Below are 12,852 nucleotides of genomic sequence, written 5' to 3' on the forward strand. Positions count from 1 at the left end.
CGTAGCGAGTGGATCCGGAGGCCGACGGTACCCGTAGGTTTCGCGGAGGTCATCCCCCCAACCGGAGGGCGGGACCGGTCGTCTGATGCGCCATCACCCTTTCGGGTGACCGGCTATAGGCATAACGGTCAATTTCTTGACGGCCTGTAGCCACGCAACTCCATATGGTGCAGAAAGTCCCACCCAGCGGCCCGCTACTCGTACCCGGGTCTCCGGTCCCTCAATCTCGCTCGGGCCGAGGAAGCCCATCCGGGAGATCGCCTGAACGAGTCGCTGGGACACCTCGACCGGGCGACCGTCGGCCGGCGTCACGACGAGGGCGACGTGATCGAGGAGCGCGTCGCGGACCGCGCGCTGGCCGACCGCCCGTCCACTGAGGCCACTTGAGGTGACCTCGCGCAGGGTTCCGGCGGCCGCGGCGGCCAGCCGGCTCAGCTCGGCGCCGGACACCGACTCGACGGTCTCGCCGCCGGCCGGGGGCAGCGGCCAGCGCCACTGCTCGTCCCGCCGCGCCGGCAGCTCCTCTCCCCCGCGCGCGAGCACGTCCAGCAGCTCGCGGGCGGAGACCGTGACGTCGTCGGGCCCGTGCCCGGCCACCTCGCGGGTGACCAGCACGTCCCACGGCAGCCGCGCCCAGAGCGCCACGCGGCCGCCGGAGGTCTTCAGGCGTACGGGAGCGGCGGGGTCGAGCCGCACCAGCCGCGCGAGGAAGGCCCCGGCGTCCGGAACGCCGGCCAGCCCGTGCGAGCTCATGATGCGACGTAGGGTCGCAGGAACTCTCGCTCGGCGTCGGTCAGCCGCCGGGGGTGGCCCTGTGCCAGGTGGTACGGCACGCAGACCGACTTGGCGCGGCTGGCGAGCACGTCGGCGTCGAACAGCTCGTACGCCACCGTGAACGACGCGGCACGCACCTCCGAGATCCACATCTCCACGCGTACGGGGTCGCCGTAGTCGACGGGGCGCAGGTAGTCGATCTCGTGGCGGGCGATGACGATGCCCTCCTCGAAGGAGCCGAGCCCGTGCTTGCGCGCGCCGACGAAGAACATGGCGACGCGCGCCTCCTCGTACAGCGTGAGGAAGCGCGCGTTGTTCACGTGCCCGTACGCGTCCATGTCGGACCAGCGCACGGGCACGTGGTGGACGAAACGCTCGTAATCAGTCACGCGTGAGCTTGCGGTAGGTCACGCGGTGCGGGCGGGCGGCGTCGGCGCCGAGACGGTCGATCTTGTTCTTCTCGTACGCCTCGAAGTTGCCCTCGAACCAGAACCACTTGTCCGGGTCCTCGTCGGTGCCCTCCCACGCGAGCATGTGGGTCGCGACGCGGTCGAGGAACATGCGGTCGTGGGAGATGACCACGGCGCAGCCCGGGAACTCGAGCAGCGCGTTCTCCAGACTGGACAGCGTCTCGACGTCGAGGTCGTTGGTCGGCTCGTCGAGCAGGATCACGTTGCCGCCGATCTTCAGCGTCAGCGCGAGGTTGAGGCGGTTGCGCTCACCACCGGAGAGCACCTTGACCGGCTTCTGCTGGTCGGGGCCCTTGAAGCCGAAGGCCGCCACGTACGCCCGGGACGGCATCTCGACCTTGCCGACCATCAGGTGGTCGAGACCGTCGGAGACGACCTCCCACACCGTCTGGTCGCCCTGGAGGCCGGCGCGGCTCTGGTCCACGTACGACAGCTGCACGGTCTCACCGATGCGGACGCTGCCCTCGTCCGGCTTCTCCAGCCCGACGATGGTCTTGAACAGCGTGGTCTTGCCGACGCCGTTCGGGCCGATGATGCCGACGATGCCGTTGCGCGGCAGCGAGAACGACAGGTGGTCGATCAGCGTACGGCCGTCGAAGCCCTTGACCAGGTCGTTGACCTCGATCACCGTGTTGCCCAGGCGCGGGCCCGGCGGGATCTGGATCTCCTCGAAGTCGAGCTTGCGCGTCTTCTCGGCCTCGGTGGCCATCTCCTCGTACCGGTCGAGGCGGGCCTTGCTCTTGGTCTGGCGGGCCTTGGCGTTCGAGCGGACCCACTCGAGCTCCTCGGTGAGGCGCCGCTTGAGCTTCGCGTCCTTGCGGCCCTCGACCGCGAGACGCTGCGCCTTCTTGTCGAGGTACGTCGAGTAGTTGCCCTCGTACGGGTAGGTGCGGCCGCGGTCGAGCTCGAGGATCCAGTTGGCCACGTTGTCCAGGAAGTACCGGTCGTGGGTGATCGCGATGACCGTGCCCGCGTACTTCGCGAGGTGCTGCTCCAGCCAGCTCACGCTCTCGGCGTCGAGGTGGTTGGTGGGCTCGTCGAGCAGCAGCAGGTCGGGCGCCTCGAGCAGCAGCTTGCAGAGCGCGACCCGGCGGCGCTCACCACCGGAGAGCTGGGTGACGTCGGCGTCCGGCGGCGGGCAGCGCAGCGCGTCCATGGCGAGCTCGAGCTGCGAGTCGAGGTCCCAGGCGTTGACGTTGTCGAGCTGCTCCTGGAGCTTGCCCATCTCCTCCATCAGCTCGTCGGTGTAGTCGGTCGCCATCTCTTCGGCGATCTTGTTGAACCGGTCGAGCTTGGCCTTGGTCTCGGCCACGGCCTCCTCGATGTTGCCGAGGACCGTCTTGGAGTCGTTGAGCGGCGGCTCCTGCGCCAGCATGCCGACGGTGTAGCCGGGCATCAGCCGGGCCTCGCCGTTGCTCAGCGTCTCGAGCCCCGCCATGACCTTGAGCAGCGTGGACTTACCGGCGCCGTTCGGGCCGACCACGCCGATCTTGGCGCCGGGCAGGAAGTTCAGCGTCACGTTGTCGAGCACGACCTTGTCGCCGTGCGCCTTGCGCGCCTTTTCCAGGACGTAGATGAACTGGGCCACGGTGCGCCCTACCTCCGTGATCGTTGAGTTGCGCTGCCAGGGGGAGCGCGGAATGCCGGGGCAATCTTTCCAGGTCGCCCGCCGACTCCCTAACTCAACCCCGGCCCGCCGTCAAGGATTCCCGGATCACTCGAACTCGACCACCTTGTCGACCTGGTCCGCGCGGCCGTTGGTGAACTCGATCCGGAACTGCTTGCGGCTGATGAAGAACTTGTTGCCGTCGGTCGGCGAGGTGGCCTCGTAGGCGTCCTCGCCGGTCTCCACGACGTCGACCAGCAGCAGGCCGTTGTCGCCCTGCACCAGGGGAGCGTCCTCGCCACGGGTCTTGGCCTGGTAGAACAGCCGGTCGCCGGGGTCGGCGCAGATCCAGATGACGGTGCCGCGGTTGGTGACGTACCGGTGGACCTCGCGCAGCTGGTCGGCGAACGCGATGCCGAGCTGGCGGGCCTTGGCCAGGGTCTCCTGCGGGCACAGGTCCTCGGGCGCGACGACCGGCGCCGCCGACCCGGACTCCTGCGGCTGCTGATCCTGCTGTTGCTGCTGCTGTTGCTGTTCGCGCTGGCGGGCGTCGTCGCGGCGCTGCCGTTCGCCGAGCACGAAGCCCGTGGTCATCCCGATGATCGTGAGGAAAACGGTGGCAATCACCACAGGAAAGAAGATCGGCCGCCGTGGCGGGGAAAGATCATCGGGAGGTGTCACAGGCCCAGAATGGCACCCGGCCGCCACACCGGTCCACGACGGCCGTCCAGAACTGGGCACGCCCCGTGCTGCTACGCACAGTAGGCTCACAGGGGGAACAGAAACGACCCGGAGGTGCACTCAGCGTGGCCGAACGAAGTTCCTTCGTCGTAGTCGCCAACCGTCTGCCCGTCGATGAAGTAACCACCCCGGACGGGGAGCGCCAGTGGCGCACGAGTCCGGGCGGTCTGGTCACCGCGCTCCATCCGGTGCTGACCGAGCACGGAGGCACGTGGATCGGGTGGGCCGGTGGCACCGGCGAAGCACCCGAGCCCTTCGAGCTGGAGGGCATCCACATCCACCCGGTGCCGCTGAGCGCCGACGAGCTGGAGCGCTACTACGAGGGCCAGTCCAACGCGACCATCTGGCCTCTCTATCACGACGCCGTCGAGACGCCGGTCTACAAGCGGCGCTGGCGCGAGACGTACAGATTGGTCAACCAGCGGTTCGCCCAGGCCGCCGCCGAGGTGGCCGACGAGGGTGCGACCGTCTGGGTGCAGGACTACCAGCTCCAGCTGGTGCCGGCGATGCTGCGCGAGCTGCGCCCCGACCTGCGGATCGGGTTCTTCCTGCACATCCCGTTCCCGCCGATCGAGCTGTTCATGCAGATGCCGTTCCGCGCCGAGGTGCTGCGCGGCCTGCTCGGCGCCGACCTGGTCGGGTTCCAGCAGCGGCTCGCCGCGCAGAACTTCGTCCGCCTGGCCCGGCACCTGCTGGGCCTGCGCTACGAGGGCCAGTCGATCCAGGTGGACGGCCGCAAGGTCAAGGCGGGCGCCTTCCCGATCAGCATCGACACCCGCGAGATGGAGCGGATGGCGGCCGACCCCAAGGTGCAGGCCCGCGCCAAGGAGATCCGGGCCGAGCTCGGCGACCCCAAGACGATCATCCTGGGCGTCGACCGGCTCGACTACACCAAGGGCATCGAGCTGCGGCTCAAGGCGTTCCGCGAGCTGCTCGCCGACGGCAAGCTCAAGGTCGGCGACGCGGTGATGGTGCAGGTGGCGACGCCGAGCCGCGAGCGGGTGGAGCACTACCAGACGCTGCGGGTCAAGGTGGAGCGCGAGGTCGGCCGCATCAACGGCGAGTTCGGCCGGGTCGGCGTGCCGGCGGTCCACTACCTGCACCAGTCGTACAGCAAGCAGGAGCTCGCCGCGATGTACGTGGCGGCGGACGTCATGATGGTGACCCCGCTGCGCGACGGCATGAACCTGGTGGCCAAGGAATACGTCGCCTGCCGGGCCGACACGGGCGGCGCGCTGGTGCTCAGCGAGTTCGCGGGGGCGGCCACCGAGCTGCGCCAGGCGTTCCTGTGCAACCCGCACGACCCGGACGGCGTCAAGGACGCGCTGCTGCGGGCGGTCGCGGCCGAGCCGGCCGAGCTGAAGAGGCGCATGCGCGTGATGCAGCGACACCTGCGTACCCACGATGTGGCGCAGTGGGCACGCACGTTCCTCGACGCGCTGGCCGAGGCGGCCGGCGGCCGCGAGATCGACGAGCCTCAGTCGACGTAGAGGCAGAAGGGGTGACCGGCCGGGTCGAGGAAGACCCGGACGTTCTCCTGCGGCTGGAAGCCGGCGAGCGTCGCACCCGCCTGCTCGGCGTGCGCGCACGCCGCTTCCAGATCGTCGACCCGGATGTCGAGGTGGGCGCTCATCTGCGGATCGCCCGGCCCGGCCGGCCAGACCGGGCGCACGTACTGCTTCTCGGTCTGGAACGACAGTCCGGCGCCGCCACCCGGCGCGCCGAGTGTCACCCACTCCGGCTCCTCCTGCGTCGCGCTCCAGCCCAGCAGCCGGTGGTAGAAGTCCGCCAGCTCCCGGGCGTCCGGCGCGTCCAGCACCATGCCCGTCAACGTCATCCGCGGCCGTCCGTCCATAGTCACGGACCTACCCGATGGGTAACGGTTCTATACCCCTACGTGCACCACATCGCCGATGACAACGATGGCGGGCGGGCGGATGCCGGCCTCGGCCACGTCGGCGGCGATCGATCCCAGGGTGGAGCGCAGCGAGCGCTGGTGCGCGGTCGAGCCCTCCTGCACCACGGCGGCCGGGGTCTCGGCGGGGCGGCCCTCGGCGATCAGGCGCTCGGCGATCTTCGGCAGGTTCTTGAGCCCCATCAGCAGGACGATCGTGCCGCGCAGGCGGCCCAGCGCCGGCCAGTCGACCAGCGACTCGGGACTGTCCGGCCCGACGTGACCGGAGACCACGGTGAACTCGTGGGTCACGCCGCGGTGCGTCACCGGGATGCCGGCCAGCGCGGGCGCCGCGATCGAGCTGGTCACGCCCGGGACGACGAGCACCGGCACGCCGGCCTCGGCGCAGGCGATGGCCTCCTCGCCGCCGCGGCCGAAGACGAACGGGTCGCCGCCCTTGAGCCGCACCACGAACTTGCCCTCGAGGGCGCGCTCGACCAGGATCCGGTTGATCTCCTCCTGGGCCTTCTGCGGCCCGTACGGGATCTTGGCCGCGTCCACGAACTCCACCTCGGGCCGCAGGTCGCCCAGAAGCATGCCGGGCACCAGGCGGTCGGCCACCACCACGTCGGCGGCGGCGAGCAGCCGGCGGCCCTTCACGGTGATCAGCTCGGGGTCGCCCGGGCCGGCGCCGACCAGGGCGACGCCCTTGTACTCGTTCGCCGCCGGCGGCGCGCTCTCCAGCGCGTGCGCGACGAGGTCCCGGACGGCCATCGCGCGCCGCCGGTCGCCGGCGTCGGTGACCGCGACCGTCACCTGGCCGTGGCGGGTGACCGCCGGCGTCCAGGCGGTGGCCGCCTCCCGGTCGTCGGCGCGGACGCAGAAGACACGGTGCTCCTCCGCGGCCGCGCTGACCTGCTCGGCCGCGGCCGGGTCGTCGATCGCGACATGCACGAGCCAGGCGCCCTCGACGTCGCCGGGCTCGAAGCGCCGGGCCGTCCAGGTGGCCCGGCCGGCGTCGACGTGGCCGTGCAGCGCCGGGCTCAGCTCCGGCGAGACGATCTCGATCCGCGCGCCGGCCGCGATCAGCGCCGGGACGCGACGGGTGGCGACGGCGCCGCCGCCGACCATCAGCACCCGGCGGCCGTCCAGCTTGAGACCCAAGGGGTAGATGCTCACTTCTCGGACACTCCCGCGGAGTCGAACGTGGCGACCTCGTGCAGCACCCGCACGGCGGCCGAGACGACCGGCAGGGCGAGCACCGCGCCGCTGCCCTCGCCCAGGCGCATGCCCAGGTCGAGCAGCGGCTCCAGGCCCAGGTGGGCCAGGGCGACCGTGGCGCCGGGCTCGGCCGAGCGGTGCCCGGCGACCATCGCGGCGACCGAGTCGGGCGCGAACGCGGCGGCGGCGAGCGCGGCCGAGGCGGCGATCACGCCGTCGACGATCACCGGGACGCGGCGGGCGGCGGCGCCGAGGATGAAGCCGGCGAGGGCCGCGTGCTCCAGCCCGCCGACCGCGGCGAGCACGCCGAGCGGGTCGGTCCGGTCGGGGCGGTGCAGCGCCAGCGCACGGCGTACCACCTCGACCTTGTGATCGAGGGTGGCGTCGTCGATGCCGGTGCCCCGGCCGGTCACCTCGGCGGGGTCCAGGCCGGTGAAGACGGAGACGAGGGCGGCGGCGGGAGTCGTGTTGGCGATGCCCATGTCGCCGGTGAGCAGGCACTTGGCGCCGTTGTCGGCGAGCGCGCCGGCAACGCCGATGCCGACCTCGACCGCGGCCCGGGCCTCCTCGTGGGTCAGCGCCGGCTCGACGGCCATGTCCCGGGTGCCGCGGCGCACGTTCGCGTCGAGCAGGGTGGCGCCGCCGTGCAGCGGGATGGCCACGCCGACGTCGACCACCATGACGTCGGCGCCGGCCTGCCGGGCGAACGCGTTGACGACCGCGCCGCCGGCCACGAAGTTGGCGACCATCTGGGCGGTGACCTCCTGGGGCCACGGGGTGACGCCCTCGGCGTGCACGCCGTGGTCGCCGGCGAAGACCGCGACGGTGGCCGGGAACGGCATCGGCGGCGGGCACGCACCGGCCAGCCCGGCGAGCCGTACGGAGAGCTCCTCCAGCGCACCCAGCGAGCCGGCGGGCTTGGTCAGCCGGGCCTGATGCTCGCGAGCGGCGGCCATCGCCTGCTCGTCGGCGGGGCGGACGGCCGCGACGGTGTCCTCCAGCGATGCGGTCACGCTTGCTGCTCCTCGATCACGGTGGTCAGGGTCGCCACGAAGGCGTCTGTGGTGGCAGTGTCGCGCACGGCCACGCGCAGCCAGTCGGCGCCCAGACCCGGGAAGGTGTCGCCCCGGCGTACGGCATATCCACGTTCCCGCAGCTCCAGCCTGAGTTTGTCGGCCCCTTGACTGCGTACGCTAACGAAGGCACTGGCCGGAGCCCCAGCGACCGTGAGCTTCGGCACTTGCGCGAGGCGGCGCAGCAGGTGGGCCCGGTCCGCCGCCAGGCGACGGGCGATCTCCCGTTCGGCGGCGACCGCGGTGGGCGACGCGCAAGCGACAGCGGCGGCGAGCGCGGGCGTCGAGACCGCCCAGAGCGGCTGGGCCAGGGCCAGCCGGCGCAGCAGATCGGCCGGCCCGAGCAGGTAGCCGATCCGCAGGCCGGCCAGGCCCCAGGTCTTGGTGAGGCTGCGCAGCACGACCAGCCCCGGCAGGTCGCGGCGGGACGCGAGCGACTCGGGCTCCCCCTCGACGCCGTCACGGAACGTCGTGTCGGAGAACGCCTCGTCGACCACCAGCACCCGGCCCGGGCGGGCCAGCTTCGCGATCTCGGCGGCCGGGTGGAGCACCGACGTGGGGTTGGTGGGGTTGCCCACGAAGACCAGGTCGGCATCCTCCGGGACGAGGCGCGCGTCGAGCCGGAAGCCGTCCTCCTCGCGCAGCAGCACCCGGTCGACCTGGTGGCCCGCGTGGCGCAGGGCCGCCTCGGGCTCGGTGAACTGAGGGTGGACCACGACCGGGTGATTCGCGCCGCGCAGCGCCTGGGCGAGCAGCACGAAGCCCTGGGCCGCGCCGGCGGTCAGCAGGACCTCTCCGGGATCACGGCCGTGCCTGCCGGCCACGGCCGTCGTGGCCTCGCGATCATCGGGGTACGCCGTGAGCGCCGCCAGCGAGCTCACGATCGGCTCCGACAGCCAGCGGGGCATGGGCTCGTGCCGGACATTGACCGCCAGATCGACCAGACCCGCGGCAACCTCCGTGTCGCCGTGGTGGCCGAGGTCGTACGTCATGGCACCAGAATGCCGGACCGTGATACGCACGTTACTTCGGCTGTTTGGTGAGCAAATAAGAGGTTTTGTCATACCTTCAAAGGGTGGCAGCCGGAAAAGTCGCACCCCTCGTCCGTGCCGGCCTGATCGCGGGTCTCGTGGTCGCCGGTCTCGCCTACCCGCTCGCCGCCCTCGCCGGAATCGGCGTCAAGGCCGGCACCGAAGCCCTCCAGGGCCTGCCCGAGGAGCTCATCGAGGTTCCGAGCGCGCAGACCACGTACGTCTACGCCAACGACGGCAAGACGCTGCTCACGATGTTCTACGAGGAGCACCGCAAGCCGGTGAAGATCTCGGAGATGTCGCCGTACATCACCCAGGCGATCGTGGCGTCCGAGGACAGCCGGTTCTACGAGCACAACGGCGTCGACGCGAAGGGCGTGGCGCGCGCCTTCGTCGCCAACCAGAAGGCCGGCGGGGTGTCGCAGGGCGCCTCGACCCTGACCATGCAGTACGTGCGCATGGCGCTGCGCGACGGCGCGAAGACGCCGAAGGAGGCGCTCGAGGCGACCGAGCAGACCACCTCCCGCAAGCTGCGCGAGATGCGGCTCGCGATCGAGCTCGAGACGCGGCTCAGCAAGCCGGAGATCCTGGAGCGCTACCTCAACTCGGCCTACTACGGCCACCGGGCGTACGGGATCTTCGCGGCCGCCCAGGTGTTCTTCTCCAAGACCCCGAAGGACCTCAACCTGACCGAGGCGGCCCTGCTCGCCGGCCTGGTGAAGGCGCCCTCCGCGTACGACCCGGCGACCCAGGACCGGCAGGCCGCCACCGACCGGCGCAACTACGTGATCGACCAGATGCTCAAGATGGGCACGATCACCGCGTCGCAGGCGGCCGACGCCAAGCGCACGAAGATCACGCTGAGGCTGACCTCGCCGCCGAACGACTGCATCTCGATCGCCGAGCAGCGCAACGACTGGGGCTTCTTCTGCGACTACTTCAAGTCGTGGTGGCGCGAGCAGCCGGCGTTCGGCAAGACCGTGTCGGAGCGCGAGGAGAACCTGCGCCGCGGCGGCTACCGGGTGATCACGTCGATCGACCCGCGCATCCAGGCGGCCGCGATGAAGCACGTGCTCGACAAGGAGAAGCGCCGCAGCCGCATCGCGCACGGCCAGGTGCTGATCGAGCCGGGCACCGGGCGGCTGGTCAGCATGGCGGTGAACCGGCGCTACTCGCTCGACCAGTCGGACAACGGCGAGCACAGCCGCTACCGCAACGTGAAGGGCAACTACCCGAACACGGTGAACCCGCTGCTCGGCGGCGGCTCGATGGCGGGCTACCAGGCCGGCTCCACGTTCAAGATCTTCACGCTGCTGGCGGCGCTGGACGAGGGCATGCCGCTGTCGACGTCGTTCTACAGCCCGCCGAGGTTCTACTCGAAATACATCACGGCGCCCGGGCCGGCGACGTGCGGCACGCACTGGTGCCCGAAGAACTCGACATCGTCGATGACGGGCACGCAGACCATGTGGAGCGGCTTCGGCAAGTCGGTGAACACGTACTTCGTGCAGCTGGAGCAGAAGGTCGGCGCGGAGAAGGCGGTGAAGATGGCCGAGCGGCTCGGCCTGCGCTGGCGCACGGACGTGGACCGTCGGCTGGCGTCACCGGAGCACGCGCCGGGGTGGGGCGCGTTCACGCTGGGCGTGAGCGACGCGACGCCGGTGGAGATGGCGAACGTGTTCGCGACGCTGGCGGCGGAGGGCAACTTCTGCGAGCCGCTGCCGGTGCGCTCGATCCTCGACCGGGACGGCCGGACGGCGACCTTCCAGGGCAAGGAGATCGCGGCGCCGCGCTGCCACCGGGCGGTCTCGGTGGACGTGGCCCGGGCGGCGACGGACGCGGCCCGCTGCGTGACGGGCTACGGAGCGGCCCGAGGCGGCTGCGGCGGGTGGGGCACATCGGAGATGGTGTACGGGGTGCTCAAGCGCCCGGTGGCCGGCAAGAGCGGCACCACCGACGAGAACAAGACGGCGTGGTTCTGCGGCTTCACCCCCCAGCTCGCGGCGGCGGCCTTCGTGGCCGACCCGGACAACCCGGAGGACCACGTCGGCAAGAGCCGCGGCACGGTGTCGAAGTACACCGTCGCGGAGACGCTGAAGGATGCCCTGAAGGATCAGCCCAAGCTGAAGTTCACCCCGCCTTCCGACCAGATCACCTGGAAGTCGAACCGCGACCGGGACCGGGACTCGGACCGCGACCGAGACCGCGACCGGGACTCGGACCGCGACCGAGACCGGGACTCGGACTCGGATCGCGATCGCGACTGGGATTCCGACTCCGACCGCGACCAGGACGCTGACCGGGACGCGGACTCGGACTCCGGCCTCGGCGCGGCCCAGGACGACGACCGCGACCGGGACCGCGATCAGGACGGGGACCGCGATCGGGACCGGGACAGCGGCTCGGACTCGGACCGTCGCCGCTTCGGCGACGACTCCGGCCGGGACGACTCCCGCCGCGACGATTCCCGCCGCGACGATTCCCGCCGCGACGCGGACGACTCCGGTCGCGACAACACCCGCCGTCCCTCGGACTAGTCCAACCGTGACTGGACGCCCCGCCCAGCCGAGGCAGAGCCTGCCGCGCGGCGCTCGATGACGAGCCGAGACGTGGGGCGTGCCACGCCTCGCGGGGCGGATCCGGGCGGCGGGTTGTCAGCCGCCGCTGCCCTTCAAGCGGCGGGGGCGGCCGGGCGGCGGCGTGGGGCCCGCCAGCGGGGGTCGCGGCCGGTCAGGGACAGGAGATGGTCCAGGAGGGTCTCCTCGTCGTCGGTGAGGGCGACGACCGGGCCGAAGAGGCCGGGGGTGCCCTCGGGCGGGTATTGCGCGGTGAACTCGATGAGGATCTCGAGGGTGCGGGGGTCGGCTGCGTATTCCTGGCCGGTGGAACGGGCCAGGTCCCAGCCGTGGACGATCAGCTCGGTCATGGCGACGTGGCCCAGGGCGGCGGCGGGCATGGTGACGCCGCCGGCCGCGGAGGTGCCCGTCCAGGCAGACTGTTCCTTCCAGGCGGTGGCGAGATCTTCGAGGAGGACGGGGAGGCGGCTGCGCCAATGCCGGGACAGATGCTGCGCCGAGGGCTCCGGCGGCGGCTCGGACGTGTCGGCGCGCTTGCGGGCCGTCTGGGTGAAGGCGAAGGAGAGGCCCATCAGATGATCGAGAAGGGCCGCGACGGTCCAGTCGGGACACGGCGTGGGACCCAGCAGCTCGTGGTTGTCGATGCCCAGCAGCAGCGCTCGCAACACCCGAACCGGTGGGTCGAAGTCCAGCGGCACACGATCGGCCACGGCAGTCCTCCTTCGGGTCGTCCTCGTTAAGTTCACGTTACGGCGGGGGTACGACACTTTTGTGCCCCGCGAAGGGCGTTTTCGCGGTGTCCCGTGCTTTCGGCCTGATCTATGCCTTCGGGGCGCGTTTCGGCGGCCGAAGTCGCGTCGTTCGGCTGTTGCGCGGCGCGACTCGGCGGGGCAAGTTCAGTGGTTGCGGCTCGTGCGGCCGCCAGGCCGTCTCAGGAGATGGTGATGTCGACCGTGTCGTTCAGATTGGACGATGCGGCGGCGGGCGGCTGAGCGTGCTGCGCCGGCGGCTGGACCGGCGACTGCTGCGCGATCGGCTGCTGTGAGATGGGCTGGGGCGCGGTGGGCTGCGGCGCCATGTGGTGGCCGCCCGCGGGTGTGCGCTGATCGGGAGAGGCCGCGTGGCTGATCGGTGAGCCGGGCTGGGCCTGCGGCTGGTGGATCACGGGCTGCTGCATCGTGATCGGCTCGGGGTGGCCCGGCGACTGCTGCACGGGTGCCGGCTGGTGCGCGGGCGCCATCGGCGGGAAGTGCGACGGCGACTGCTGAGCCGGCATTGCTTGAACAGGTAGTGCTGGATCGGGCAGTGCCTGCGGCGGCATTGCGTGACCCGGCATCGACTGACCCGGCGCCAAATGGCTCGGCATCGACTGGCCCGGCGCCGAGTGACCCTGTGCTGGTTGACCAGGCACCGGCTGGCCTGGCGCTGCCTGACCCGGCATTAGCTGGCCTGGCGCTGCCTGACCT

Annotated in this window: 11 protein-coding genes and 1 pseudogene; 2 read left to right on the forward strand and 10 right to left on the reverse strand. The window is 71.2% G+C overall.

The window, feature by feature from the left end; translation table 11 throughout:
* Nucleotides 1-93: 93 nt before the first annotated feature.
* The 4 genes from Ade02nite_RS11005 to Ade02nite_RS11020 all read right to left on the reverse strand — a co-directional run bounded on the left by Ade02nite_RS11005 (nucleotide 94) and on the right by Ade02nite_RS11020 (nucleotide 3,444).
* Nucleotides 94-753 carry a DUF8185 domain-containing protein gene (locus tag Ade02nite_RS11005; RefSeq protein ID WP_203761480.1) on the reverse strand — a complete coding sequence of 220 codons (660 nt, stop codon included), beginning with the start codon at nucleotides 751-753 and terminating at the stop codon, nucleotides 94-96.
* Complete coding sequence (locus tag Ade02nite_RS11010; protein WP_203761481.1) at nucleotides 750-1,163, reverse strand: acyl-CoA thioesterase; 414 nt, start codon at nucleotides 1,161-1,163, stop codon at nucleotides 750-752. Before Ade02nite_RS11010 ends, Ade02nite_RS11005 begins: the two co-directional genes overlap by 4 nt.
* Nucleotides 1,156-2,832 carry an energy-dependent translational throttle protein EttA gene (ettA, locus tag Ade02nite_RS11015; protein WP_203761482.1) on the reverse strand — a complete coding sequence of 559 codons (1,677 nt, stop codon included), beginning with the start codon at nucleotides 2,830-2,832 and terminating at the stop codon, nucleotides 1,156-1,158. The genes Ade02nite_RS11010 and ettA overlap by 8 nt, the downstream gene beginning before the upstream one ends.
* A gap of 126 nt (nucleotides 2,833-2,958) precedes the next feature.
* Nucleotides 2,959-3,444 (reverse strand): hypothetical protein, encoded by a 486-nt coding sequence (locus tag Ade02nite_RS11020; RefSeq protein ID WP_203761483.1) that lies wholly within the window; start codon nucleotides 3,442-3,444, stop codon nucleotides 2,959-2,961.
* A 212-nt stretch (nucleotides 3,445-3,656) separates the two neighbouring features.
* On the opposite strand from Ade02nite_RS11020, the gene Ade02nite_RS11025 reads away from it, so the two are divergent.
* Nucleotides 3,657-5,081 carry an alpha,alpha-trehalose-phosphate synthase (UDP-forming) gene (locus Ade02nite_RS11025; protein WP_203761484.1) on the forward strand — a complete coding sequence of 475 codons (1,425 nt, stop codon included), beginning with the start codon at nucleotides 3,657-3,659 and terminating at the stop codon, nucleotides 5,079-5,081.
* On the opposite strand, the gene Ade02nite_RS11030 is transcribed toward Ade02nite_RS11025, so the two are convergent.
* The 4 genes from Ade02nite_RS11030 to cobC are packed head-to-tail and all read right to left on the reverse strand — an operon-like array spanning nucleotide 5,069 to nucleotide 8,771.
* The gene (locus Ade02nite_RS11030) at nucleotides 5,069-5,428 is read right to left on the reverse strand and encodes a VOC family protein (protein ID WP_203761485.1); all 360 of its coding nucleotides are present in this window, start codon (nucleotides 5,426-5,428) and stop codon (nucleotides 5,069-5,071) included. The two genes, Ade02nite_RS11025 and Ade02nite_RS11030, sit on opposite strands and share 13 nt — an antisense overlap.
* Nucleotides 5,429-5,476: 48 nt before the next feature.
* Entirely contained in the window at nucleotides 5,477-6,664 is a 1,188-nt protein-coding gene (gene cobA / locus Ade02nite_RS11035) for a uroporphyrinogen-III C-methyltransferase (protein ID WP_203761486.1), read from the reverse strand.
* Nucleotides 6,661-7,719, reverse strand: coding sequence for a nicotinate-nucleotide--dimethylbenzimidazole phosphoribosyltransferase (gene cobT, locus Ade02nite_RS11040; RefSeq protein ID WP_203761487.1), 1,059 nt, complete (start codon nucleotides 7,717-7,719; stop codon nucleotides 6,661-6,663). Before cobT ends, cobA begins: the two co-directional genes overlap by 4 nt.
* Nucleotides 7,716-8,771, reverse strand: coding sequence for an Rv2231c family histidinol phosphate aminotransferase CobC (gene cobC / locus Ade02nite_RS11045; RefSeq protein ID WP_239168675.1), 1,056 nt, complete (start codon nucleotides 8,769-8,771; stop codon nucleotides 7,716-7,718). Before cobC ends, cobT begins: the two co-directional genes overlap by 4 nt.
* 65 nt (nucleotides 8,772-8,836) lie before the next feature.
* Here cobC and Ade02nite_RS11050 point away from each other — a divergent pair.
* A pseudogene (locus tag Ade02nite_RS11050) lies at nucleotides 8,837-10,969 on the forward strand (transglycosylase domain-containing protein); the annotation flags it as partial.
* A gap of 512 nt (nucleotides 10,970-11,481) precedes the next feature.
* Here the strand turns inward: Ade02nite_RS11050 and Ade02nite_RS11055 are convergent.
* Together Ade02nite_RS11055 and Ade02nite_RS11060 are read right to left on the reverse strand one after the other, a co-directional pair.
* Nucleotides 11,482-12,096 carry a TIGR03086 family metal-binding protein gene (locus Ade02nite_RS11055; RefSeq protein WP_203761490.1) on the reverse strand — a complete coding sequence of 205 codons (615 nt, stop codon included), beginning with the start codon at nucleotides 12,094-12,096 and terminating at the stop codon, nucleotides 11,482-11,484.
* A gap of 221 nt (nucleotides 12,097-12,317) precedes the next feature.
* Nucleotides 12,318-12,662: a hypothetical protein gene (locus tag Ade02nite_RS11060; RefSeq protein ID WP_203761491.1), complete on the reverse strand. Its 345-nt coding sequence runs from the start codon at nucleotides 12,660-12,662 to the stop codon at nucleotides 12,318-12,320.
* Nucleotides 12,663-12,852: the final 190 nt, after the last annotated feature.

Source organism: Paractinoplanes deccanensis (assembly GCF_016862115.1).
Taxonomy (GTDB): domain Bacteria; phylum Actinomycetota; class Actinomycetes; order Mycobacteriales; family Micromonosporaceae; genus Actinoplanes; species Actinoplanes deccanensis.

Excerpts from the sequence above, each read along its gene's own strand:
- Ade02nite_RS11060 (WP_203761491.1), bottom strand. The coding sequence starts at position 12,662 with ATGCCGGCTCAGCAGTCGCCGTCGCACTTCCCGCCGATGGCGCCCGCG.
- Ade02nite_RS11005 (WP_203761480.1), bottom strand. The coding sequence starts at position 753 with ATGAGCTCGCACGGGCTGGCCGGCGTTCCGGACGCCGGGGCCTTCCTC.
- Ade02nite_RS11030 (WP_203761485.1), bottom strand. The coding sequence starts at position 5,428 with ATGACGTTGACGGGCATGGTGCTGGACGCGCCGGACGCCCGGGAGCTG.
- cobC (WP_239168675.1), bottom strand. The coding sequence starts at position 8,771 with ATGACGTACGACCTCGGCCACCACGGCGACACGGAGGTTGCCGCGGGT.
- Ade02nite_RS11020 (WP_203761483.1), bottom strand. The coding sequence starts at position 3,444 with ATGACCACGGGCTTCGTGCTCGGCGAACGGCAGCGCCGCGACGACGCC.